25 protein-coding genes are annotated in these 22,255 nt (G+C 65.3%); 9 read left to right on the forward strand and 16 right to left on the reverse strand.

Annotated features, from left to right (window positions below):
* Positions 1-19: 19 nt before the first annotated feature.
* The 15 genes from FPZ54_RS00630 to FPZ54_RS00700 form a co-directional block, all read right to left on the reverse strand.
* Positions 20-343 carry a hypothetical protein gene (locus tag FPZ54_RS00630; RefSeq protein WP_145844209.1) on the reverse strand — a complete coding sequence of 108 codons (324 nt, stop codon included), beginning with the start codon at positions 341-343 and terminating at the stop codon, positions 20-22.
* A 68-nt stretch (positions 344-411) separates the two neighbouring features.
* Positions 412-1,332 (reverse strand): cysteine synthase A, encoded by a 921-nt coding sequence (gene cysK / locus FPZ54_RS00635; protein ID WP_145844211.1) that lies wholly within the window; start codon positions 1,330-1,332, stop codon positions 412-414.
* On the reverse strand, positions 1,329-2,654 hold the full coding sequence (locus tag FPZ54_RS00640) for an MFS transporter (RefSeq protein WP_145844213.1): 1,326 nt from the start codon (positions 2,652-2,654) through the stop codon (positions 1,329-1,331). Before FPZ54_RS00640 ends, cysK begins: the two co-directional genes overlap by 4 nt.
* Before the next feature lie 154 nt (positions 2,655-2,808).
* Entirely contained in the window at positions 2,809-3,300 is a 492-nt protein-coding gene (locus FPZ54_RS00645; RefSeq protein WP_145844215.1) for a pyridoxamine 5'-phosphate oxidase family protein, read from the reverse strand.
* A gap of 73 nt (positions 3,301-3,373) precedes the next feature.
* On the reverse strand, positions 3,374-4,258 hold the full coding sequence (locus FPZ54_RS00650) for a hypothetical protein (protein ID WP_145844217.1): 885 nt from the start codon (positions 4,256-4,258) through the stop codon (positions 3,374-3,376).
* A 302-nt stretch (positions 4,259-4,560) separates the two neighbouring features.
* Positions 4,561-5,622 (reverse strand): hypothetical protein, encoded by a 1,062-nt coding sequence (locus FPZ54_RS00655; protein WP_145844218.1) that lies wholly within the window; start codon positions 5,620-5,622, stop codon positions 4,561-4,563.
* 68 nt (positions 5,623-5,690) lie between these two features.
* Positions 5,691-6,587, reverse strand: coding sequence for an SDR family NAD(P)-dependent oxidoreductase (locus FPZ54_RS00660; RefSeq protein ID WP_145844220.1), 897 nt, complete (start codon positions 6,585-6,587; stop codon positions 5,691-5,693).
* Between the two features lie 329 nt (positions 6,588-6,916).
* Complete coding sequence (locus FPZ54_RS00665; protein WP_145844222.1) at positions 6,917-7,213, reverse strand: hypothetical protein; 297 nt, start codon at positions 7,211-7,213, stop codon at positions 6,917-6,919.
* A gap of 106 nt (positions 7,214-7,319) precedes the next feature.
* Complete coding sequence (gene phoB / locus FPZ54_RS00670; RefSeq protein WP_145844224.1) at positions 7,320-8,012, reverse strand: phosphate regulon transcriptional regulator PhoB; 693 nt, start codon at positions 8,010-8,012, stop codon at positions 7,320-7,322.
* A 1-nt stretch (position 8,013) separates the two neighbouring features.
* A complete protein-coding gene (gene phoU / locus FPZ54_RS00675; RefSeq protein ID WP_145844225.1) occupies positions 8,014-8,715 on the reverse strand; it encodes a phosphate signaling complex protein PhoU in 702 nt (233 codons plus the stop codon).
* A complete protein-coding gene (gene pstB, locus FPZ54_RS00680; RefSeq protein WP_239019838.1) occupies positions 8,715-9,461 on the reverse strand; it encodes a phosphate ABC transporter ATP-binding protein PstB in 747 nt (248 codons plus the stop codon). The genes phoU and pstB overlap by 1 nt, the downstream gene beginning before the upstream one ends.
* A gap of 71 nt (positions 9,462-9,532) precedes the next feature.
* Positions 9,533-10,834 carry a phosphate ABC transporter permease PstA gene (gene pstA / locus FPZ54_RS00685; protein ID WP_145844229.1) on the reverse strand — a complete coding sequence of 434 codons (1,302 nt, stop codon included), beginning with the start codon at positions 10,832-10,834 and terminating at the stop codon, positions 9,533-9,535.
* The gene (gene pstC / locus FPZ54_RS00690) at positions 10,827-12,206 is read right to left on the reverse strand and encodes a phosphate ABC transporter permease subunit PstC (protein WP_145844230.1); all 1,380 of its coding nucleotides are present in this window, start codon (positions 12,204-12,206) and stop codon (positions 10,827-10,829) included. The genes pstA and pstC overlap by 8 nt, the downstream gene beginning before the upstream one ends.
* A gap of 51 nt (positions 12,207-12,257) precedes the next feature.
* Positions 12,258-13,292 carry a substrate-binding domain-containing protein gene (locus FPZ54_RS00695; protein WP_145844232.1) on the reverse strand — a complete coding sequence of 345 codons (1,035 nt, stop codon included), beginning with the start codon at positions 13,290-13,292 and terminating at the stop codon, positions 12,258-12,260.
* Between the two features lie 84 nt (positions 13,293-13,376).
* Positions 13,377-14,606 (reverse strand): ATP-binding protein, encoded by a 1,230-nt coding sequence (locus tag FPZ54_RS00700; RefSeq protein ID WP_145844234.1) that lies wholly within the window; start codon positions 14,604-14,606, stop codon positions 13,377-13,379.
* Positions 14,607-14,696: 90 nt separating this feature from the next.
* Here FPZ54_RS00700 and FPZ54_RS00705 point away from each other — a divergent pair, with 90 nt between their 5' ends.
* The 4 genes from FPZ54_RS00705 to FPZ54_RS00720 all read left to right on the forward strand — a co-directional run bounded on the left by FPZ54_RS00705 (position 14,697) and on the right by FPZ54_RS00720 (position 17,367).
* Positions 14,697-15,083, forward strand: a complete 387-nt coding sequence (locus FPZ54_RS00705) for a hypothetical protein (RefSeq protein ID WP_145844235.1) — start codon at positions 14,697-14,699, stop codon at positions 15,081-15,083.
* A 138-nt stretch (positions 15,084-15,221) separates the two neighbouring features.
* Positions 15,222-15,503 (forward strand): HPr-rel-A system PqqD family peptide chaperone, encoded by a 282-nt coding sequence (locus FPZ54_RS00710; RefSeq protein WP_145844237.1) that lies wholly within the window; start codon positions 15,222-15,224, stop codon positions 15,501-15,503.
* Positions 15,503-16,366, forward strand: a complete 864-nt coding sequence (locus FPZ54_RS00715; protein ID WP_145844239.1) for an HprK-related kinase A — start codon at positions 15,503-15,505, stop codon at positions 16,364-16,366. The genes FPZ54_RS00710 and FPZ54_RS00715 overlap by 1 nt, the downstream gene beginning before the upstream one ends.
* Complete coding sequence (locus FPZ54_RS00720; RefSeq protein ID WP_145844241.1) at positions 16,363-17,367, forward strand: nucleotidyltransferase domain-containing protein; 1,005 nt, start codon at positions 16,363-16,365, stop codon at positions 17,365-17,367. The genes FPZ54_RS00715 and FPZ54_RS00720 overlap by 4 nt, the downstream gene beginning before the upstream one ends.
* On the opposite strand, the gene FPZ54_RS00725 is transcribed toward FPZ54_RS00720, so the two are convergent.
* Positions 17,309-18,022, reverse strand: coding sequence for an HAD-IA family hydrolase (locus FPZ54_RS00725; RefSeq protein ID WP_145844243.1), 714 nt, complete (start codon positions 18,020-18,022; stop codon positions 17,309-17,311). The two genes, FPZ54_RS00720 and FPZ54_RS00725, sit on opposite strands and share 59 nt — an antisense overlap.
* Before the next feature lie 79 nt (positions 18,023-18,101).
* Between FPZ54_RS00725 and glmU the strand changes: the two genes are divergently transcribed.
* The 5 genes from glmU to glmS are packed head-to-tail and all read left to right on the forward strand — an operon-like array spanning position 18,102 to position 22,236.
* Positions 18,102-19,457, forward strand: a complete 1,356-nt coding sequence (gene glmU / locus FPZ54_RS00730) for a bifunctional UDP-N-acetylglucosamine diphosphorylase/glucosamine-1-phosphate N-acetyltransferase GlmU (protein ID WP_145844244.1) — start codon at positions 18,102-18,104, stop codon at positions 19,455-19,457.
* Positions 19,454-19,765, forward strand: coding sequence for a hypothetical protein (locus FPZ54_RS00735; protein WP_145844246.1), 312 nt, complete (start codon positions 19,454-19,456; stop codon positions 19,763-19,765). The genes glmU and FPZ54_RS00735 overlap by 4 nt, the downstream gene beginning before the upstream one ends.
* A 31-nt stretch (positions 19,766-19,796) precedes the next feature.
* On the forward strand, positions 19,797-20,033 hold the full coding sequence (locus FPZ54_RS00740; protein WP_145844248.1) for a ribbon-helix-helix protein, CopG family: 237 nt from the start codon (positions 19,797-19,799) through the stop codon (positions 20,031-20,033).
* Positions 20,030-20,395, forward strand: a complete 366-nt coding sequence (locus FPZ54_RS00745) for a type II toxin-antitoxin system VapC family toxin (protein WP_145844249.1) — start codon at positions 20,030-20,032, stop codon at positions 20,393-20,395. The genes FPZ54_RS00740 and FPZ54_RS00745 overlap by 4 nt, the downstream gene beginning before the upstream one ends.
* A gap of 17 nt (positions 20,396-20,412) precedes the next feature.
* A complete protein-coding gene (glmS, locus tag FPZ54_RS00750; protein WP_145844251.1) occupies positions 20,413-22,236 on the forward strand; it encodes a glutamine--fructose-6-phosphate transaminase (isomerizing) in 1,824 nt (607 codons plus the stop codon).
* The last annotated feature ends 19 nt before the right edge of the window (positions 22,237-22,255 follow it).

Raw genomic sequence — 22,255 nt, forward strand, 5'->3', positions numbered from 1 at the left:
TAGCTCCGGAGCGCGTACCTCAGGGCCAGAAGCCAGTCGCCTCGCACAGGTCCCAATTGTCGGCGACCTTCATGCGACATGCACTGTTCGTCGGTCCGCACGCTGCATATTCGCGCTCATAGCGTTTGAAGCAGCTTTCCAGAGCCTTGGCTTGCGGCAACGCGGCTGGCCTGACCGTGGTCCGCACCAGCTTCGCGTTGGCCGTCTTCGCTGTCGGCGCGGTCGCAGCCGCCACCTTGGCACCCGCTGCACGCACTGCACCACTTTTGTCGCTGCCGAACACCATCGGCCACGCCAGAAAAATCGTCAGCATCACGCTGACGCAGATCATTGCATTCCTCACGATTTCCCCCCGGAATCCGTGTTCCCCGACTCGGACAGATTATCCGTTTCGGGACGGAATGCGAGTCATTACGCCTCGGGAAGGAAGTCCGGAACGCTCAGATAGCGCTCACCTGTATCATAATTGAACCCCAGGATCCGCGAACCCGCCGGAAGGTCGCCCAGTTTCTTCGCGATCGCGGCCAGAGTCGCTCCCGACGAAATGCCGATCAGCATCCCCTCTTCCCGAGCGGCGCGGCGGGCGAACTCCTTGGCGTCGGCAGCGTCGACCTGGATCGCTCCGTCGATCGAGTCGGTGTGCAGGTTCTTCGGCACGAACCCCGCACCAATGCCCTGAATCGGGTGCGGACCTGGCTGGCCGCCCGAGATGACGGGCGAGAGTTCGGGTTCGACCGCATAGACTTTAAGGCCCGGCCAGCTTTTCTTGAGCGTCTCGGCGACGCCGGTAATGTGGCCGCCGGTGCCGACCCCGGTCACGATCACGTCGGGCGGGCTGTCGGCGAAGTCGGCCAAGATTTCCTGCGCGGTGGTGCGGACATGCACGTCGATATTGGCCGGGTTCTCGAACTGTTGCGGCATCCAGGCGCCGGGCGTCGCTTCGACGATCTCGATCGCGCGCTCGATCGCACCCTTCATGCCCTTTTCGCGGGGAGTCAGGTCAAAGGTGGCGCCATAGGCCAGCATCAGGCGGCGGCGTTCGATGCTCATGCTCTCGGGCATCACCAGGATCAGCTTATAGCCCTTGACCGCGGCGACCATCGCCAGGCCGACGCCGGTATTGCCGCTGGTCGGTTCGACGATCGTGCCGCCGGGCTTCAGGCTGCCATCGGCCTCCGCCGCCTCGACCATCGCCAATGCGATGCGGTCCTTGATCGACCCACCGGGATTGGAGCGTTCGGACTTGATCCATACCTCAGCATCCGGGAACAGCCGCTGGACGCGGATATGCGGGGTATTGCCGATCGTTTCGAGGATCGTGTTCGCCTTCATGCCTTGATCTCCTCTTGCGGGGAATTGTCGAGCGACGCAGGCGGATCGAAGGTCCGCGCACGCCGCAATTCGGGGAAGATACGCGCCCAAAGCGCAGTTACCAAGATTGCAGCAAAGCCGCCGCCCACGGTCGCGACCAACGGGCCGATCAGCGCGGCGAGAAAGCCGGAGCGCGCCTCCCCAAGTTCGTTCGAGCTGGAAATGAACAAGGTCGAGACCGACCCCACCCGGCCGCGCATCGCATCGGGCGTGTGCAACTGGATCAGTGAGGAGCGGACATAGACCGAGATCATGTCGAATCCGCCGAGTGCGATCAGCGCGGCGATGGACACCAGCACCGCGGGTGCCAGTTCGCTTCCGATCATCTCCGGCCCGAACCAGCGGGTCATCAACGGCCCGGTCCAGCCGAACACGACCGTGGCAATGCCGAAGCCGACGACCGACCACAGCATCTTGACCCCGACATTGGATTTGAGCGGGCGCCAGGACAGAATGACCGCCACGGCCACCGCGCCGATTGCGGGGGCAGCGCGCAGATGGCCGAGCCCGTCGGCGCCGATCATCAGGATGTCGCGGGCATAGATGGGGAGCATCGCCGTCGCTCCGCCCAGCAATACGGCAAACATGTCGAGCGAGATCGCGCCGAGGACCAGACGGTTGCGTCGAACATAGCGGAGGCCATCGACCATCTGGGTGAAGGGGTTGCCCACTTTCGCGATGGCGGTGCGCGGGACCGGAGTCACCAGCATCATCATCAGGAAGGAAAGGACGAACAGGCCCGTGGAAACCCAATAGGGAACGGAAGGTCCCGCAGCATAGAGATAGCCTCCCATCGCCGGGCCGCCGATCGACCCGACCTGCCAGGCAAGCGCGCTGAGCGCGATCGCGGTGGGGAGGGCGGCGGGCGGAACCAGATTGGGCGCCAGCGCCTGTTGCGCGGGGCTGATGAACGCGCGGGCAACGCCCAGCAGCGCGGCGATGGCGAACAGCGCGGGCAGGCTGATCGTTTCCGACCAGGTCAGCCAGGCGAGCGAGGCTGCACAGAGAATCTCCAGCGCGATCGAACCGCGGATAATCCAGCGCCGGTCGATCCGGTCGGCGACCCAGCCAGTGATGAGGGTGAGGGCGAGCAGTGGTAGGAACTGGGCGAGACCGACCAGGCCGAGCTGGAGCGCGGCCTGTTTGATCCCCATCGTCTCACGCGCGATATCATAGACCTGCCAGCCGATGACGACGACCATCGACAATCCCGCCAGCGTCGAGGCGAGGCGGGCGATCCAATAGGCGCGGTAATTGGGGATGCTGAAGGGGTGGGCGGCCATGCTGTCCTGTCCGGCCGCCCATCCCGATGACCGGCAGCTCAGCGGGCCTGTAGGGGCAGTCTATCGGATGGTGCAATGAAGGATTCATTGCACCGACCGGGTCTCGATTTGCCCCGGCCAGCCATAGCAGGCGGGCCGGGGCGGAAATGCCAAATCAAGCGAGCGACACGTCGGCAACCTTGTCGGCATAATCGGCCTTGGGATCGGCACCGAGCAGCATCTTGATGCCGGCGAACAGGCTGTTCTCGTTGAGCCAGATCTGGCCATGTTCGGTGTCGAGACGCAGCAGCTGGAGGTTGGGATCGTCCTTGCCGCCTTCATACCAGGCTGCGACGAAGGGGTTCCACAGCCGGTCGATCGTCGCGCGATCGTGATCGATCGACAGATTGCCATGGATCGTCGCCCACAGATCATGCCCCTTGGACACGAAATGCGCCATTGCGCGATGGCCCTGCGCCAGCGCGGACACCAGGCCATTGTCCTTGGTCGTAAAGAACCAGATCGGTCCGCCTGCGCGATCGGTCTCGCGCAGCGCGGTCATCGGCTGTGCGTGGCCGTCGCGTGCGCCGTCAAGGCCGAGAAACAGGGTGCGATCGTCATCGAGCGCCTTCCAGAATTTGGTGGCGAGTTCCTGAGGGGTGGGCATTGCGCTGCTCCTTGAAATGAAGGTCGCAGCGGGAACGGGCGGGTAAGGGCAGGGGTTCCGCCGCTCCCCCGGATCAGATGAGATTTGGGGGCGGCGGGCGCCGACGGATATAGGCAGTTGCGGGCTGTTGCATCGGAAACCCCGTCTGGATCAGACGACCGACCAGCTGGCGCGTGCGATTGGCGATCGCGATGCGGCATTCGGCTGCGATCTCGTTTTCCTCCACGGGCGCCAGTCCGTCGGAAGTCCGCCGCAAGAGCCCGGCCCCGACCAGCCCCTCGATGTTGCGGGATGCGGTGGCGTAGGGAAGGCCCAGGATCCGGGCGGCGACGCTGGTCCGGATCGCTTGCCCGGTGGCAATATTGCCATTGTCGGTGCAACGACGACGATCCGCCCATTCGATCGCCAGCAACAAGGCCAGCCGGGTGAGATGATCTTCGCGACGCCCGTGGCATTCCACTGCGGCAAGCATGAGGTCGAGCGCGATCCCAGCCCCGGAGCGCGGATCGTAGGTCATGTCGGCGCGGGCTGGAGGAAGCGCGAAACCCACGGTGCGGCAATCCTCGATCAGGCGGACGAGCAGGTCGTGGCCGTAGTCGATCATTCCCGCGACATTGGGGTCGGCAATTGCCTGGACCGAGACGGAAAGCCCGCCGGGTGACCGCGTCAGTATGCCCTGATCGATCAACGCGGTCGCATGTCGCCGAACCGTTTCGAACGGGCGATCCAACGACGCGGCGAGGGCGTTGATACTCACCGGGCGCCGCCGCGCGTGCGGCTGATCGAACGGGCCACAGGCGCGTGCCGCGGCGGCGAAGATCAATGCGCCGTTGAGATTCCCGAACGTCTCCAACGCGCAGGCCATCGCCGAGGCGGTGAATTCAAGGATCAACAGGTCGAATTTGGGGCCATCAAGGGGCTGGTTCGCCTGGTGTTGCGGATCCGGTTCAGCCAGCATCGTCCCAGACCGCGGCAATGCAATCAATGTACGGGCGCAACAAAATCTCTCACTTCCCCCAATAGCGGAGGAGTGAGCGCGAACGCAGAGCGGTGCAACGTGTCAGTTACTCATTTTGCGCGTGCTGGCGGCGCGATGACCGGAATGAGTAGATTGGAAGCGCTGCAATTGGGTCGGGCGGGACCGCGCGAACATTGCTTGCGTAATCAACTCCAACGTTTGGACCCGTCGCTTCGTTACCGGACAAGATTCACGCCGGAGCAGTCCGAAGGGGCGCGGTACGTGACCGCGCCCCATTTTTATCATGCGAAGGCAGGGCGAACCGGCGGGAGCCGCTGCGCCAGGCTTCCGAGCGGCAAGACCGCCAGCCGCCGCATCGGCTGCCAGAAGGCGGACAGGGTGAGCAGGGCCGATCCGATTACCAGCGCGGTCAGTGCCGCACCCAGTTCGACTGCGCCGGCCGTCTGGAACAATGCGTACATTGCATAGAGGACATAGGCGAGGCTGGAGACCAGCAGCGCGCGGCGGTCCACCGCCAGCGCGATCCCCGCAAAGCCGATATAGAGCAGCAGCATGATGGCGGCGATTGCGGGCTGAACCGGTCCCTCAAATACGCCGAGCATGTGGAAGATCGGGTGCGCGATCATCGGCGCTGCGGCGAGGTGGAGCCAGAATGCGACGTCGGCGCGGCGCGTCTTGCGCTCACGGTCGGACATGTCCCAGCGCATCGCGAACAGAAACATCAGCACGCCGCCGCCGAGGACGATCGGCATCGCCCAGTCGCGCGCATCGGGCAGGGTGGTCATGATGAGCGCGAACAGCACGCCGATAACCGCGACCGCCCCGGCAGCGACGGTGATCGGCACCATGAAACGGCCCCAGTGCAGCCACGCGGCGCCCGCCGTCGCGAGACAGACGATTGCGGCGATCCCGCTCGCCACCTGACGTGCCAGCGTTTCGTTGTCGCGGCCCACATAGGCTTCTATCGAATCGATATTGTCGGCGACCACACCGACAAGCATCGCGGCGACGCCGCCGACGAAAGCGAGCAGCAGCAGGATGCTGGGCAGGGCCATGCGGCGCACCCGGGTGAAATATTCGGCGAGGCCCCAGGCGAGTGCGGCGACCGCGATCCCGCCAAGCCAGGGCTTGATCTCGCCCCCGATCCACGCCGCGGCCACCAGCATCAGCGCAGCGGCGATCGCGACGAAAATATCGTTGAACCCGGTCAACAGCCGGAAATGCTCTTCATCCGCGATCGGCGCGGCGTGCATCGTTGCGACATGGTCGCGAAACGCGGCGGCGGACGCGGGGCTCAACACCCCAGCCTCCACCGCGCTGTTCAGATCGGTTTGGCTATACATGACAGTCCCTCCTGTATCCGGAAGACTGCCATAGGTGTATTAGTGTTGCAATACGGCGATTCGGTAGATCAGCCCTGTAGCTTGGCCATGATCGTCATCGCCTGCTCGCCACCCGATTTGGGAACAATCTCCCCCGTTCGGTCGGTGATCTGCGCCCAGTGCGCGGCGACCCCTTCGGGGCTCAGGTCTTCCCCGGTCAGGCGTGCGCCCTGGGTCAGGGTGAGATAGGCCGCCTGGAACACGCCAGCGCCCGCGCCGACAATCGCGTTGCTCGGCGCGTCCTCGCTGACGAGGAACAGCGCCGCCGGGGCGACGCTTTCGGGGGTAAACGCCTTGAACGCGGCTTCGGGGAAGATATCCTCCGTCATCCGCGTCCCCGCAGTGGGCGCGAGCGTGTTGACGCGAATATTGTACTTGGCACCCTCCAGATACAGCGTCTTGGCAAGTCCCAGCAGGCCGAGTTTCGCCGCGCCGTAATTGGCCTGGCCGAAATTTCCATAGAGTCCACTTGAGGAGGCCGTCATGAGGATGCGCCCGTAACTTTGTTCGCGCATCGTCGCCCAGACCGCCTTGGTGGCGTTGGCCGATCCGTTCAGATGCACATCGACAACGAAGCGGAAATCCTCCGGCGACATGTTCGCAAAGCTCTTGTCGCGCAGCACGCCTGCATTGTTGATCAGGATGTGGACGCCGCCGAACGCCTCGGTCGCGCGGGCCACCATCTCTTCCATCTGCGCATAGTCGGTGACACTGCCGCCATTGGCCATCGCCGTACCGCCCGCGGCCTCAATCTCCGCGACCACCGCCGCCGCCGCGTCCGACGTGCCGGTGCCGTCACGCGATGCGCCCAGATCGTTGACGACGACGCGCGCGCCGCGTCGTGCGAGTTCGATTGCATAGGCACGACCTAATCCGCCCCCCGCCCCGGTAACGATCGCGACACGTCCTTCGAAGCCGATGCTCATATCCATTCCCGCATTGACGTTTCCGTTAAGCCATAGGGCCGTTTGCGCGTGCGGCACAAGCAGGCGCAATTTCGTGTCGAATGCGAAATGTGATACGGGATGCGGTTACAAAGTGGGGGAGGACATGGCTGGAAGGCTGATCGGACTGCTCGGATGCCTCCGTGGGCGTCACTACCGATCGTCGCGAAAGGCGCGCCGGGCCGGTGAACATTATGAGAGTGTTTGCGAATATTGCGGTGTGCCGATGCTGCGTTTGCGCAAGCGGCACTGGATCGTGAAGCGGGGGTAGGCCTTTGGGCGCGGCGCGATCGCCGCGCCCAGCAGGGAGGTCAACCGCCGCGCTGGCGGCAATTGTCATACTGCCCTTTCTTGCAGACGGGATAGTCGGCCATCGCGGGGGGCGGGGGATAGGCTTCGCTCGGTGACTTCGACGGCTGGAAAATCACCTGCTGCCCGGGCTGGGGCTGCGCCGACATCGCCGGGGCAGTCGGCTGATAGCCGCCGGTCGGGTCTTGCGCCGCAGGGGTCGCTTCGGTCGTGGTGGGGGCTGCGGGTGCGGCGGCATCCTGCGCGAGCGCGGCACCGCCGGAAAGGGCAAGCGCGGCGGCAAGAGCGATCAGTTTCATCGGGAATCTCCTGACATTCGTTACGCGATCGCGCAACGCGATCGGGGCGTAACGCAATCGGAGCGCAATGCTCGGACCGCCAACGCCTCAGGTCCGGATTTTTTCCCTAATTCCCCGCGTCGAGCGAATAGCCGGCCGAGCGCACCGTGCGGATGATGTCGGGGCGGTTGCCGATATTGATCGCCTTGCGCAGCCGACGGATATGAACGTCGACCGTGCGGCTTTCGATGTCGCTGTCATGCCCCCAGACCGCGTCGAGCAGCCGCTCGCGCGAGAACACCCAGCCCGGATGCTCCAGGAAATGCTTGAGCAGCCGGAACTCGGTCGGGCCGAGCGGTACGACTTCGCCGCCGCGGCGTACCTTATGGCCGACCGTGTCCATCTCGATGTCGCCATAGGTCAGCGCCTCGCCAGCCAGTGCAGGGCGCACGCGGCGCAGCACCGCGCCGACGCGCGCCACCAGCTCGCGCGGACTGAACGGCTTGGTGACATAATCGTCGGCGCCGGTTTCGAGACCGCGGACGCGGTCCTCTTCCTCGCCGCGCGCGGTGAGCATGATGATCGGGACGTTGGCCGTTTCGCTCATCCGGCGCAGGCGGCGGCAGACCTCGATCCCGGAAAGACTCTCGACCATCCAGTCGAGCAGGACGATGTCGGGCGCGCTTTCCTTGGCGAGCAACAGCGCTTCTTCGCCGTCCGGCGTGTGGCGCACGTCGAAATCCTCACGCTTGAAATGATAGGTGAGGAGTTCGGCGAGTGCGGCATCGTCCTCGACCAGCAGCATACGAGCGCGGCTCATCTCAGGCCTCCGGCACTTCGATCGTGTCGCGATCGGCCATGTAATTGCCGGTCGCGGCGAAATAGACCATTTCGGCGACGTTGGTCGCGTGGTCGCCGATCCGCTCGATATTCTTGGCGACGAACAGCAGGTGTGCGACTTCGCTGATCGTGCGGGGATTTTCGACCATATAGGTCACGAGCGTGCGGAAGATACTGTCGTAGAAGTCGTCCAACCGGTTGTCGCGCTCGCACACGCGGATTGCGGCCTCGGCATCGCGGGCGGAGAAGGCGTCGAGCACGTCGTGCACCATCTCGCTCGCCATGTTCGCCATGGCGGGCAGCAGCGAAATCGCCTCGATCCGTTCCGCGCCGGGTGTGTGGACCAGCGGCACGCGCTTGGCGATATTCTTGGCATAGTCGCCGATCCGCTCGACCACGGCGGCAATCTTGAGCGCGGCCACGACCTCCCGCAGATCGTCGGCCATCGGCGCGCGCAGCGCGATCACGCGGACGGCGAGCTTCTCGACCTCCGCCTCGATTGCGTCGATCGCCTTGTCCTTCTTGCGGACATCCTTGGCCAGCGCGGTATCGTTGCGTTCCAGCGCCAGCATGGCATCGCCGATCGCCTGTTCGGCAAGCCCGCCCATCTGCGAGATCAATGCGCGCAGATGCTTGATATCCTCGTCGAACGCTTTGACCGTATGTTCGTGGCCGGTCACCATTATCCGTACCTTCCGGTAATATAGTCTTTGGTGCGCTCCTGACGGGGCGCCGTGAATATCTGGTCCGTTTCGCCATATTCGACAAGCGTGCCGAGGTGGAAGAACGCGGTGCGCTGGCTGACGCGCGCGGCCTGCTGCATGTTATGCGTGACGATCACGATCGCGTATTTGCCGCGCAGCTCGTGGATCAGCTCCTCGATCTTCGCCGTCGCGATCGGATCGAGCGCGGAGCAGGGCTCGTCCATCAGGATGACCTCGGGGTCGACCGCGATGGCGCGTGCGATGCACAGCCGCTGTTGCTGCCCGCCCGACAGCGCGGTACCGCTGTCCTGCAGCCGGTCCTTCACTTCCTCGAACAACCCCGCGCGGCGCAGCGACCGCTCGACGATCTGGTCCATGTCGCTCTTGGATCGCGCCAGCCCGTGGATGCGGGGACCATAGGCGACATTCTCGTAGATCGATTTCGGGAAGGGGTTCGGCTTCTGGAACACCATGCCGACGCGCGCACGCAGCTGCACTACGTCCATCGACTTGTCGTAGATGTCCTCGCCATCGAGCGTGATCTTGCCCTCGACCCGCGCGCTGGCGACGGTGTCGTTCATGCGGTTGAGCGTGCGGAGGAATGTCGACTTGCCGCAGCCCGACGGCCCGATGAATGCGGTGACATTGTCCATATCGACGTCGATCGACACGTCGTTGATGGCCTGTTTCTCACCATAATAGACGTTGACGCCACGCGCCGACATCTTGGGTGTGCTGCCATTCTGCGCCGGTGCGGCGCTGTCGATGGCGGTGTGTGCATAATCGGCTTGGGTCATTACCAGCGGGTCTCGAATCGGTTGCGAAGATAGATGGCGACGGCATTCATCGCGAGCAGGAAGATCAGCAGGACGATGATCGCGGCGCTGGTCTTTTCGACAAAGCCGCGGCTGACCTGATCGGACCAGAGGAAAATCTGCACCGGCAGCACCGTCGCGGGATCGAACACGCCGCCCGGCGGGGTGACGATGAAGGCGCGCATTCCGATCAGCAGCAGCGGCGCGGTCTCGCCCAGCGCACGCGCCATGCCGATGATCGTGCCGGTCAGGATGCCCGGCAGCGCGAGCGGGAGAACGTGGTGGAACACCACCTGGATTCGGCTCGCGCCGATACCGAGCGCTGCGTCGCGGATCGATGGTGGCACCGCCTTGATCGCGTTGCGCCCGGCGATCACGATAACCGGCATGATCATCAGCGCCAGCGTCATTCCGCCGACCAGCGGTGCGGAGCGGGGGAGGTGCAGGAAATTGAGGAACACGGCGAGGCCGAGCAGACCGAAGATGATCGACGGGACCGCGGCCAGATTGTTGATCGAAACCTCGATCAGGTCGGTCCAGCGGTTTCGCGGGGCATATTCCTCAAGATAGATCGCCGAGAACACGCCGATCGGAAATGCGATCATCAGCGTGATGAACATCGTCAGCAGCGAACCCTTGAGTGCGCCCCAGATGCCCACTCCGGTGGGATCGGTGGCGTCCGATCCGGTCAGGAAATCGATGTTGAACCCTTGAGTCAGCGTCCCCTCGTCCCGCAGCCGCGTCGCGACGCGGGTGACCGCCGGATCGTTGCCGTCGCCCTTGGCAGCCAGCGCAATCGGCGAGGAGGCGGGGACGTCGATCGATGCGCGCCCCTGTAGCAGTTCCGGCCGCGCCTTGAGTTCGTCGCGCACCGTCACCCATGCGCTTTCGGAGATATAGTCGGGGCCGTCAGGACCGAACGCTGCAACGGCGGCGTTGGCCACGACATCGTTCAGCCCGGCGCTGGCGAGCGCGAGATCGGCGCCCTTGCCGCGCAATTGCTCGGGCGTCACTTCGAGTGCGGCAGCTTTGAAATCGATCGGCAGCGCGATTTCCGCACGCTGGAATCCGCCAATGCCCTGCCACAGCATCGTGACGAGCAAGAAGGCGAGGAAACCGGCCGATCCGATGACCGCCGCCAGCCCCCACATGCGGAAGCGACGCTCCCGGGCATAGCGGGCGCGGATACGCTTCTGCATCGAATCGCTCTTCCAGCCGGTCGGCGCCGCGGATGCGGGCTCCTCGGGGCGGGTGGGGAGCTGCGGAACGAGGGTCTCACTCATAGGCTTCGCGATACTTTTTGACGACGCGCAGCGCGACGATGTTGAGGACGAAGGTAATCATGAACAGCGTCAGGCCCAGCGCGAATGCGGCAAGCGTCTTGGGGCTGTCGAACGCGGTCTCGCCGGTCAGCAGATCGACGATCTGTTTGGTGACGGTGGTCGCGCCTTCGAACGGATTGAGCGTGATATTGGCGGCGCCGGACGCTGCCATCACCACGATCATCGTCTCGCCGATCGCACGGCTGACCGCGAGCAGGATGCCCGCGACCACGCCGGGCAGTGCGGCGGGGATCAGCACGCGCTTGATCGTCTCGCTGGTCGTCGCGCCCATCGCCAGGCTGCCGTCGCGCATCGCGGTCGGCACCGCCGCGATCGAATCGTCCGCCATCGACGAGACGAACGGGATGATCATGATTCCCATGACGAGGCCCGCCGACAGCGCGCTTTCCGCCGAGGCGAACTGGAAGCCCAGCATCACCGCGAAATCGCGGATCAGCGGCCCCACGGTCAGCGCGGCGAAATAGCCGTACACGACCGTCGGCACGCCGGCGAGGATCTCGAGGATCGGCTTCATCCAGGCGCGGAAGCTGCGCGGCGCATATTGGGTGAGGTAGATCGCGCTCATCAGTCCGAAGGGGATGGCGATCAACATCGCGATGACTGCGCCGATGAAGAAGGTGCCCCAAAATAGTGGGAGCGCGCCCAGATTCGCGCCGGGATCGTCGGCGCGGATGACCTGGGGGCTCCAGTTCAGGCCGAACAGGAAATCGGTGACGGGGACGATCGAGAAGAAGCGGACGCTCTCGAAGATCAGCGAGAGGAAGATGCCGAGCGTGGTCAGGATCGCGATCAGCGACGCGACCAGAAGCAGCAGCATCACCGCGCGTTCGAACCGGGTGCGCGCGCGGAAATCGGGCTTCACACGGGTGAAGGCGAGCGCCCCGAACGCAAAGGCGAGGATCAGCGCAATCGCGGTGCCGATCCAGTTATAGCGGGTGATCGCCTCCGCATAAGCGGGCGCAAGCTGTTCCGCGACGGGATAGAAGGCGCCCTGGCTGCTCCCCTGGGCGAGGCTATAGGCTTCGTTGAGGATCGTCTCCCGTTCGAAGCCGAAACCCGGAAGCTGCGCCGCAGCGGGGCTGGCCAGCACCGATTCTGTGATCAGCCCCGGGCTGATATTGGCCCACACGACGATGAAGATCAGCGCCGGGACGACCGCCCAGGTGGCGACGTACCAGCCATGTTGGCTGGGCAGACTGTGCAGCCGCCGCGCTGCGATACCGCGGGACAGTCGCGCCGCGCGGGCACGCGCCGTCAGCCAGGCGATCAGGCCAAGGCCGAGGACAAGGAACAGGAGAGCGAAAACGTTCACCGGTCGAAGCCGCCTATCTGGTGACGAGGGGTCAAGCGAAGAGGCGCGGGACTATTCAAGGTCGCTGCGCTGCATCGGCGTGCCCTGTGCGATCGTCTCGCTCGCCTTGGCGCGCGCCGCGTCGGACGAGGCGATCATGCCGCGCTTGGTCAGCGGGCCTTCGGGATCCCACATCTTGGTGTACTGAGCCAGGAATTCGTTGATCCCCGGAACGGCCTTCAGATGCTGTTTCTTGACATAGATGAACATCGCGCGCGCGCCGGGATACCGGCCCGACGAGATCGCTTCGTAGCTCGGCTCGACGCCGTTGACGGGTACGCCCTTCAGGCGACCCGCATTTTCCTCAAGATAGGAATAGCCGAACACGCCGATGGCGTTTGGATTGGCGGCCAGCTTCTGGACGATCAGATTGTCGTTCTCCCCCGAATCGACATAGGCGCCGTCCTCGCGGACGCGGGTGCAAAGCTCGGTGGCCTTGTCCTTGTCCGTCTTCTCGATCTCCTTGACCTCGGGATAGGCTTCTTCGCAGCCGGGGTGCATGATGAGTTCGTGCAGCGAATCGCGGGTGCCGCTGGTCGCGGGCGGGCCCATGATCGAGATCGGCACGGCGGGCAGCGCCGGGTTGATGTCCGACCACAGCTTGGCGGTGTTGGGCTTGCCCATCGGGTTGGCGGCGAGTGCGCGATAGGCTTCGGCGAGCGTCAGCTTGATCTTCGGCCCGTCAACCGACTCGGCAAAGGCAATGCCGTCCATTCCGACCTGAACCTCGAGGATATCGGTCACGCCGTTGCGCTGGCACAGGTCGAATTCGGATGCCGTCATCCGGCGCGAGGCGTTGGTCATGTCCGGGTGCTGCGGGCCGACGCCCGCGCAGAACAGCTTCATGCCGCCGCCGGTGCCGGTCGACTCGATCACCGGCGCCTTGAAGCTGCCCGAGTTGACGAACTGCTCGGCAACCATCGTGGTGAACGGATAGACGGTCGAGGAGCCGACGATCTTGATCTGGTCGCGCGACGCCTGGCCACCCCCTCCGCCGCAAGCAGAGAGCGAGAGCGCAGAAAGCGCGATCAGGGTAAGGCGGCGCATGTGAAGATCCCCAAGGATGACGTTCGATTCGGTGAGACCGGCTATCGGCCCCGCTCGCGCGGCCTCTGTTGCAAATCCGTGACGTTATGATGACACAGGCCCGGGAATCGGGCCAGAAACAGGGGCGGTTGGAAGCAAAATGGTGACCGTCGTCCCGTCCCCGACCGTGCTGGCGATGTCGAGACGCCCCCGGTGGCGCTCGACGATATGCTTGACGATGGCAAGACCCAGACCCGTGCCGCCCGCCGCGCGGCTGCGGCTCGAATCGACGCGATAAAAGCGTTCGGTGAGGCGGGGAAGGTGCTCGGGCGCAATCCCTTCGCCCTCGTCGCGCACCGAAAGCCGCACCATCGCGGTCCCGGCCCGGCGCAGACCGACCGTGACGGGATGGCCGGGGCGCCCATATTTCATCGCATTGCCGATGATGTTGTGGAGCAGCTGGGACAGCTGGACCTGATCGCCGCGCACGGGGGGAACCGTCTCGATCTCGAGCGCGATGTCGGCGGCGCGATCGGGGGCGAGCGCGGCAAGCTCGTCCTTCACCTGGCCGATCAATTGGGCGAGATCGACCGAATGGTCGGGCGCGCGATATTTCTCCGCCTCGATCCGCGACAGCGACATGAGGTCGTCGATCAGCCGCTGCATCCGGCGCGCCTCGGTATCCATCACCTTGAGAAAGCGCGAGCGCGTTTCCGGATCGTCGGCGGCATCCTCCAACGTTTCGATGAAGCCGAGGATCGAGGCCAGCGGGGTACGCAATTCGTGGCTGGCATTGGCGACGAAATCGACCCGGATGCGATCGGCGGCATGGGCGCCGGTCCGGTCGCTCAGATGCACGATCCGTGTCGCGGGGGACAGAGCACGGACGCGCATTTCCCAACGCTGATCGTGCGTTCCCAGGCCGACCAGATGGATCGGTCCGCCCGGAGCGCCGTCATCGGGACTGAGCAGCCGTTCGGCAGCGGCGGGATGGCGGATCGCGACGCGCACATCCTCCCCCAATATATGCTCGCCCAGCAGCGCGCGCGCCGCCCGGTTCGCGCTCGCGACCCGTTGCGCCTCGACCAGCAGCATCGGTTCGAACACCGCCTCGATCGCGTCGGCGATGCGGACCGGGGCGGCCGGTCCGACGGTGTCGGGCGACAGCGGAGCGCTCGTTTCCTCGGGCGCGGGCGACGCGATCAGCGCCGCGAGCGCCGAGCCGACCAGCGCGATCGCTCCCGCCTCCGCGCCAGCGGCGAGCCATGCGGTGATCGCGGTTGCGAGGATCGCGACAAGGGCGAAGGAGGTGCGTGGTTGGGTCAAGCTCGGCATGATCCCGCTCTAACCGATCCCGACGAACGCTGCGAGCGCTTGCGCCGGATTCACCTTTATGAAAGGCACATGTGCGAGGGAAGGAACATCATGGCCGAAACCACGCCTCCCAAGGGACCCAGCCGCCGCGCACTCATGCTCGGTGCCGCGAGCGCGTCGGCGATCGTGTCGATCAAGCCGGCGCTCGCCCAGAGCGCGGGATCGGTGCTCAATTGCGAAATTCCGGTTCCCGATGCCGGGCGTGCGGGCAATTACATCGCCGCCGACGGATCATTGGTTCCTGCGGGAACGCAGGGCGCGTTTCCGCCGGCGGGCCGCGCGTTTCGGGGAGAAGAGGTGAAACAGGCGCTGAACGGCGCGAACCTGCCCGGCACGACCTATGACCAGAGCCGTGCCTATACCAATTACATCCGCCGCCTTCAGCGCGGGACGAGCGGCTTCACCTGTTTCGCGTCGCTCCAGATGCCGCGCGGGTAATCCCCGCTGTGCGATCTCCCTCAACCGTCATCCCCGCGAAAGCGGGAGCCCATCTCCCCGGCCTTTTAGGCGACCCACGGCTGTGGTCTCGTTGGGCGACGACAGAAGATGGGTCCCCGCGTTCGCGGGGATGACGATATGGGAACAGCCATAACCCGATACCGCGCCGCGTCCGTAGCGACGCTGCGGATCGAGCCGCTCGATGCGCTCACCCTGATCTATCACCGCGCGTCGGGCATCACCCATCTGGTCGATTCGCCGGTGCCGGAGCTGCTCGCCGTGCTTCAGGCCGCGCCGTTGACGCTCGACGCGACACTGGCGGCGCTGACGCAGGCGCACGACCTGATCGATCCCGACCGCAACGCCTTGGCCGCGCGGCTCGACGAGCTGGTCGATGCCGGACTGGTGGAGCGGCTGTGATGCGTCACCACGCGATGCTGCGAATCGGGCCGGTGGGTTTTCGCATCGGCAGCGACTGGCGCGCGCCGATCGCCGCGCTGAACGAGCTGTATCGAGACTATCCGCCACCGCAGGACGGCATCCCCGATTTCACCGTGCGGCTGTTCGCCGCGCGACCCTGGCGCCGCTGGCTGCGCCCGGCGGTGCATCTGGGAGGCGATTTCGTGATTCCGGAGGCTGCGCCACTGCCGCTGGCGCAAGGGATATTGGCCGGCGAAATGGCGATGAACCTGCAAATGGCGCTCGGCCAGCGACGCTATCTGCTGATTCACGCATCGGCAGTGGAGAAGGACGGGCGCGCGCTGCTGATGACCGGTGAGAGCGGGGCGGGCAAATCGACGCTGGCTGCGCTGCTGATGGCGCGCGGGTGGCGGCTGATGGGCGACGAGTTCGCGTTGCTCGACCCGGCAACCGGGATGCTGCACGGCTTTCCGCGGCTGATCAGCCTCAAGAATGAGGCGATCGGGGTGATGGAAGCGGCGTTGCCCGATGCGCGCTGGGGGCCGTTGCTGGCAGGGACGCCGAAGGGCGATATCCGCCATCTCGTCCCTGATTCCCGTGCAATCGCGGCAATGGACGCGCCGGCAAAGCCCGCGCTGATCCTGTTCCCCGCGTTCGGCCATGCTGTCGCCGAACGCGTCTTGGAGCCGAGCGAGTGCTTCGTGCGGCTGACGCAAGCCTCGACCAACTATGTCGCGCTGGGAGAGGCGGGGTTCGACGCGCTGACCGGGCTGGTGCGCGGCGTGCCGGCGCGGGCGATCGACTATCCCGATACCGCTGGCGCAATTGCGCTGGTCGAGCAGTTGTGGGGGGAGCGGGCGTGAGCGGCGCGATGGTCGCCCGCGCACTGCGCGATCCGGCGTCGGTGCTGGCGCTTGACGCCCAAGGCTGGACCGAGCTTCTGTGCGCGGCGCGGGCGGAGACGTTGATCGGGACCCTGGCGCACCGCGTCGAGGGGCTGGCGATCCCGCCAGCGGCGGCGCGGGTGCTGGCAGACGCGCGGGCGGCGGCAGAGCACGGGCGGCTGGCAGCGCTATGGGAGGCGGAGATGGCGCGGCGTGCGCTGGCGTCGTCCGGCATACCTGTCGTGCTGCTCAAGGGTACTGCCTTTGTCGCGGCGGGGCTGTCGGCAGGGCAGGGGCGACAGATTGGCGATCTCGACATCCTGGTTCCGCGCGAGCGGATCGAGGAGGCGGAGGCGTTGCTGCTGGCGGCAGGCTGGGAATGGGTGAAGCCCGATCCCTATGACGCCACCTATTATCGCCGCTGGATGCACGAGCTGCCGCCGCTGATCCATCGCGAACGCGACCGGATGATCGACGTCCACCACACGATCCTTCCGCTCACTGCGCGGGTGACGCCCGACGCGACGGCGCTGATCGCCAGCGCGGTGCCGTTGGGCAATGGTCTGTCGGTTTTGCCGCCCGAGGGGATGATCGTGCATGGCGCGGCGCATCTGCTGGCCGATGGCGATGTGCAGGGGGGGCTGCGCAATCTGTGGGATATCCGCTGCCTGCTCGACGAGTTCGGCGGCGACGGGTTCGATCTCAAGCTCGCCGCCTGTGCCGCGCACCATGGGCTGACGCGCGAAGTCGAGCGCGCAGTGCGGCTATCGACATATCTGTTCGGAGAGGGCACCGCGCCCGCGCTTGCCGACCGTCCCTATATCCGCCGCCTGCTCGCCCGCGATGGATGGGGACGGCGTACGCGCAAGCTGACCGAGCTGGCTTTCTACCTGCGCGGTCATTGGCTGCGGATGCCGCCGCTCATGCTGGCGCGGCATTTGTGGACGAAGTGGCGCTCCGGCTATCGCCCAGCCGGATAAGCGCGGGCACCAGTTCGTCATAGCCGTCGATCACCGCATCGGCGCCGAGTTCTTCTACGGGCTGCAGCAGGAAGCCGAAGCTGACGGCGATGTTGGGAATGCCCGCATTTTTCGCGGCCATGATGTCATAGATCGAATCGCCGACAAACGCCGCACGTCCGCCCCCACAGCGCGCTACCATTTCATGGATCGGGGCGGGGGAGGGTTTTGAATTGCCTTTGCCCATCGTGTCGCCGCCGATCACGCACGCAAAGCGCTGGTGCAGCGCCATTTCGCGCACCAGCCGTGTCGCAAACCGTTCGAACTTGTTGGTAACGATGGCGAGCCTGACCCCGCGCGCCTCCAGATCGTCCAGTGCCTGTTCGAGTCCCGCAAACGGCACCGTGCCGTGGGAGAGATTGTCGCCATAGAATTCCAGCAGCGCCGGATAGGCTTTCGCCATCACCGCTTCGTCATAGCCGCCCGACTCTGTCAGCCCTTGCTTCAGCATATTCTTCGCCCCGCCGCCGATCATCGTCTTGATGCGGTCGGGCGACAGGGTGGGGCGATCCACCGATGCCAGCGCATGGTTGGTAGCCGCGAGCAAATCGGCGCTGGTGTCGAGCAAGGTGCCGTCGAGGTCGAATCCGACGATATTGAAGGGGAAATCGGTCATCGCCGGTCAAATGCCTGTACCGCTATGGAAATTGCAACATCTTCATGGCAGGGGCGCGGGCCAGGGGAGTATTGCACCTATGACGACGCGCCCGATCGCCGCGATCATCCTTGCCGCCGGAAGCGGGACGCGGATGAAGTCCGATACGCACAAGGTGCTGCATCCGATCGCCGGAAAGCCGATGCTGCTGCACCTGACCGATGCGTTCACGGCGGCAGGCGCGGCGGAGAAGGTCGTCGTGGTCGGCGCACGGCGCGAGCAGGTCGAGGCGGCGGTCGCCTCGCTCGGCGTGCGGATCGCGCATCAGGCCGAACAGCTCGGCACGGCGCACGCGACGCTGATGGCACGTGAAGCGCTGGCGGGGTTTGACGGCACCGTGATCGTCGCGTTCGGCGACACGCCCTTCCTGTCGGCCCAGACGATCGCGGCGATGGCCGCGCGGCTCGATGCGGCCGACGCGCCGCGCGTCGCGGTGCTCGGCTTTCGCCCCGACGATGCCAAGGCCTATGGCCGGATCATTGCCGACGGCGACGGCGTGATCGCCAAGATGGTCGAGTTCAAGGACGCCACGCCAGATGAGCGCGCGGTCGATCTGTGCAACTCCGGCGTCACGGCGGTGCGCGCCGCCGATCTGTGGCCGCTGCTCGACCGGGTGGGCAACGACAATGCGGCGGGGGAATATTATCTGCCCGACATCGTCATGCTCGCGCTGGCCGATGGCGATCGTGCGGTGGTGGTCGAGACCGTTGCCGATGAGGTGATCGGGATCAACAGCCGCGCCGAACTGGCCTATGCCGAGGACCGCTGGCAGGCGGCGCGGCGGGCGCAGGCGATGGCCGATGGCGCGACGCTGACCGCGCCGGAGACGGTGTGGTTCGCGCACGATACGGTGCTGGGCCGCGATGTGACGGTTGAGCCGAACGTGGTGTTCGGGCCTGGCGTGAGCGTCGCGGACGGCGTCATCATCCGTGCCTTTTGCCATATCGAGGGCGCGAGCATCGCGACCGGCGCGGAAGTCGGCCCCTATGCCCGGCTGCGCCCCGGCACGGTGCTGGGCGAGAAGAGCAAGATCGGCAATTTCGTCGAGACCAAGAAAGCTGTGCTGGGCAAGGGCGCCAAGGCCAATCACCTGACCTATCTGGGCGATGCGCAGGTGGGCGAGGGCGCGAATATCGGCGCGGGCACGATCACCTGCAACTATGACGGCTTCTTCAAATATCCGACCGTGATCGGGGCAGGGGCGTTCGTCGGGTCGAACAGCGCGCTGGTCGCCCCGGTGACAATTGGGGAGGGCGCGATCGTCGGCGCGGGGAGCGTGGTGACCAAGGATGTCGAGGCCGATGCGCTCGCGCTGGTCCGCCCGGAACAGACCGGCCTGCCCGGCTGGGCCAAGCGGTTCCGTGCGGCGATGGCTGCACGAAAGGCAGCGAAATGACCGATATCTACGAAGGAAAACCGTTCCTGAAGCTGCTCGACGCCTATGTGCTTGATGCGATCGGCGCGCTCGATGCGGACAGCGATGCGGCGCTGACCGCGATGGAGCCCAAGTTTCGTGAACTGTTCGGCGGGACTGGTGACTGGCGCAGCATCGTCGTTCAACGGATGCAGTTTCCCGAGGGCATGGCCGGCGCGATCAACGAGGTCTGGACCAAGGGCCGGGTGAAGTTCATCGCCGCACAGGGGCATGAGCCGGACCCACTCGAATTCATGCGGAGCTTTGTCGATACCAACTTCCCGCATTGACATGATATCATTATATGATATCAGGCGGTCAATGACTCGCATCCTTGCCGATCTTCCCGATGAGGACATCAAGTGGCTCGACGCTCAGGCGGCCGAGCAGGGCAAATCGCGTGCCGCAGTGGTCCGTGAAGCCATCTCGGCCTATCGCGCCGAAGCGAGCAAGGACTGGATCGCGCGCGGCGCTGGTTATTGGAAGCACCGAAAGGATATTGGCGATGCGGTCGAGTATCAGCGAGAGATGCGGCAAGATCGCGATCCGCACTCGTGAGCGATCCGTTTTTTGACACGAATATCCTGATCGACTGGCTGCTCGATCGACCGCAAGCATCGCTCGAACTGTCGCGCTATCCGCGCCACCGGATCAGCCGCATCGTCTGGACCGAAGTGCTGGCCGGTGAGCCCGCAGCGACGCGGGAGGAGGTCCGCGCCTTGCTCCAACCGTTTGAAATCGTGGAGCTGGATCAACGCACTGCGATGGTCGCAGCCGATATCCGTTTCAAGAGCCGGATGAAATTACTGGACGCCATGATTCTGGCTGCGGCTCAGGTCAATGGCGCCATCCTCGTCACCCGCAACACCAAGGATTTCCCGGCGAACATGCCGGGCATCCGCGTTCCCTATACCCTCTAGAGTCGAGAGCAGACCCCATGTGTGGAATCGTTGGAATCCTGGGCAATGACGCTGTTGCCGACCGGCTGCTCGACGGCCTGAAGCGGCTGGAGTATCGCGGCTATGACTCGGCGGGCATCGCCACGATCGTTGATAGCGGCATCGCGCGTCGCCGCGCATCGGGCAAGCTCGTCAACCTCGGCAAGGTGCTGGCCGAGGACCCGCTGCCCGGCAATGTCGGCATCGCCCATACCCGCTGGGCCACCCATGGTGGTCCTACCACCAACAATGCCCACCCGCACGCCACCGGCGAGGTCGCTTTGGTGCACAACGGCATTATCGAGAATTTCAAGCCGCTACGCGAAGAACTGCTGGCGCGCGGCCGCGTGTTCGAGAGCGAGACCGATACCGAGATCGTCGCGCATCTGGTGAGCGAGCAGGTCGAGGCCGGGCTGGACCCGGTCGCGGCGGTCAAGGCGGTGCTCCCCCGCCTGCACGGCGCCTTCGCGCTCGCCATCCTGTTCCGCAGCCATCCCGACATGCTGATCGGCGCGCGGCTCGGTTCGCCTTTGGTGGTGGGCTATGGCGAGGGAGAAACCTATCTCGGTTCCGACGCGCTCGCGCTCGCGCCGCTGACCCAGCGTATCTCCTATCTGGAGGAGGGCGACTGGGTCGTCCTCACCCGCGACGGCACGCAGGTCTATGACGTCGAGAACAACCCCGTCGAGCGCCCGATCGTCAATTCGGGCGCCTCGGGCCAGCTGATCGACAAGGGCAACCACCGCCATTTCATGGCGAAGGAGATTTACGAGCAGCCCATCGTCGTCGCGCAGACGCTGCGCGGCTACCTCCAGCGGCTCGAAGAGGAAGTGACACTTCCGATCCCCGAATTCGACCTGTCGGCGATCCGGCGCGTCACCATCGTTGCCTGCGGAACCAGCTATTATGCCGGCATGGTCGCCAAATACTGGTTCGAGCAGTTTGCGCGCGTTGCGGTCGACATCGATGTTGCCAGCGAGTTCCGCTACCGCGCGCCGGTGATGGAGCCGGGCGGCTTGATGATCGTCATCAGCCAGTCGGGGGAGACCGCGGACACGCTCGCCGCCCTGCGCCACGCCAAGGCGGAGGGGCAGACGATTGCGGCCGTCGTCAACGTGCCGACCAGCACGATGGCGCGTGAGGCCGACCTGCTGCTGCCCACCCATGCCGGGCCGGAGATCGGCGTTGCCTCGACCAAGGCGTTCACCTGCCAGCTCGCCGTCCTCGCCGCGCTCGCCGCCAACCTCGCCAAGGCGAAGGGGCGGATGACGCGGGAGGAGGAGAAGGAAATCGTCCTTCACCTCGCCGAAGCCCCCGCCGCGCTCAACGATGCGCTGAGCCGGGATGAGGCGATTGAGGCGATGGCCGGCAGCGTCGCGGGTGCGCGGGACGTGCTCTATCTTGGCCGTGGCACCGACTATCCGCTTGCGATGGAAGGCGCGCTGAAGCTCAAAGAGATCAGCTATATCCACGCCGAGGGTTATGCGGCGGGCGAGATGAAGCACGGCCCGATCGCGCTGATCGACGAGAATGTGCCGGTCATCGTCATCGCGCCTAGTGGCCCGTTGTTCGAAAAGACGGTCAGCAACATGCAGGAGGTGCAGGCGCGGGGCGGCAAGGTGGTGCTGATCTCCGACGCCGAGGGGATCGCCGCGGCGGGCGACAATTGCCTCGCGACCATCGAGATGCCGCGCGTCCACCCGCTGATCGCCCCGATCGTCTACGCGGTGCCGGTACAGTTGCTCGCCTATCACGTGGCCGTGGCCAAGGGCACCGATGTCGATCAGCCCCGCAACCTCGCGAAGTCGGTGACGGTCGAATGACCTGAACCGCTTGCGTCGC

It is taken from the genome of Sphingomonas suaedae, from assembly GCF_007833215.1.
Taxonomy (GTDB): domain Bacteria; phylum Pseudomonadota; class Alphaproteobacteria; order Sphingomonadales; family Sphingomonadaceae; genus Sphingomonas; species Sphingomonas suaedae.

Excerpts from the sequence above, each read along its gene's own strand:
- FPZ54_RS00735 (WP_145844246.1), top strand. The coding sequence starts at position 19,454 with ATGACCGATATCTACGAAGGAAAACCGTTCCTGAAGCTGCTCGACGCC.
- glmS (WP_145844251.1), top strand. The coding sequence starts at position 20,413 with ATGTGTGGAATCGTTGGAATCCTGGGCAATGACGCTGTTGCCGACCGG.
- FPZ54_RS00665 (WP_145844222.1), bottom strand. The coding sequence starts at position 7,213 with ATGAAACTGATCGCTCTTGCCGCCGCGCTTGCCCTTTCCGGCGGTGCC.
- pstB (WP_239019838.1), bottom strand. The coding sequence starts at position 9,461 with ATGTCGGCGCGTGGCGTCAACGTCTATTATGGTGAGAAACAGGCCATC.
- FPZ54_RS00705 (WP_145844235.1), top strand. The coding sequence starts at position 14,697 with ATGGCCGAAACCACGCCTCCCAAGGGACCCAGCCGCCGCGCACTCATG.
- FPZ54_RS00660 (WP_145844220.1), bottom strand. The coding sequence starts at position 6,587 with ATGAGCATCGGCTTCGAAGGACGTGTCGCGATCGTTACCGGGGCGGGG.
- FPZ54_RS00725 (WP_145844243.1), bottom strand. The coding sequence starts at position 18,022 with ATGACCGATTTCCCCTTCAATATCGTCGGATTCGACCTCGACGGCACC.
- FPZ54_RS00695 (WP_145844232.1), bottom strand. The coding sequence starts at position 13,292 with ATGCGCCGCCTTACCCTGATCGCGCTTTCTGCGCTCTCGCTCTCTGCT.
- FPZ54_RS00645 (WP_145844215.1), bottom strand. The coding sequence starts at position 3,300 with ATGCCCACCCCTCAGGAACTCGCCACCAAATTCTGGAAGGCGCTCGAT.
- FPZ54_RS00655 (WP_145844218.1), bottom strand. The coding sequence starts at position 5,622 with ATGTATAGCCAAACCGATCTGAACAGCGCGGTGGAGGCTGGGGTGTTG.
- FPZ54_RS00650 (WP_145844217.1), bottom strand. The coding sequence starts at position 4,258 with ATGCTGGCTGAACCGGATCCGCAACACCAGGCGAACCAGCCCCTTGAT.
- FPZ54_RS00715 (WP_145844239.1), top strand. The coding sequence starts at position 15,503 with ATGCGTCACCACGCGATGCTGCGAATCGGGCCGGTGGGTTTTCGCATC.
- FPZ54_RS00740 (WP_145844248.1), top strand. The coding sequence starts at position 19,797 with ATGACTCGCATCCTTGCCGATCTTCCCGATGAGGACATCAAGTGGCTC.
- phoB (WP_145844224.1), bottom strand. The coding sequence starts at position 8,012 with ATGAGCCGCGCTCGTATGCTGCTGGTCGAGGACGATGCCGCACTCGCC.
- cysK (WP_145844211.1), bottom strand. The coding sequence starts at position 1,332 with ATGAAGGCGAACACGATCCTCGAAACGATCGGCAATACCCCGCATATC.
- glmU (WP_145844244.1), top strand. The coding sequence starts at position 18,102 with ATGACGACGCGCCCGATCGCCGCGATCATCCTTGCCGCCGGAAGCGGG.
- pstA (WP_145844229.1), bottom strand. The coding sequence starts at position 10,834 with ATGAGTGAGACCCTCGTTCCGCAGCTCCCCACCCGCCCCGAGGAGCCC.
- phoU (WP_145844225.1), bottom strand. The coding sequence starts at position 8,715 with ATGGTGACCGGCCACGAACATACGGTCAAAGCGTTCGACGAGGATATC.
- FPZ54_RS00640 (WP_145844213.1), bottom strand. The coding sequence starts at position 2,654 with ATGGCCGCCCACCCCTTCAGCATCCCCAATTACCGCGCCTATTGGATC.
- FPZ54_RS00700 (WP_145844234.1), bottom strand. The coding sequence starts at position 14,606 with ATGCCGAGCTTGACCCAACCACGCACCTCCTTCGCCCTTGTCGCGATC.
- FPZ54_RS00710 (WP_145844237.1), top strand. The coding sequence starts at position 15,222 with ATGGGAACAGCCATAACCCGATACCGCGCCGCGTCCGTAGCGACGCTG.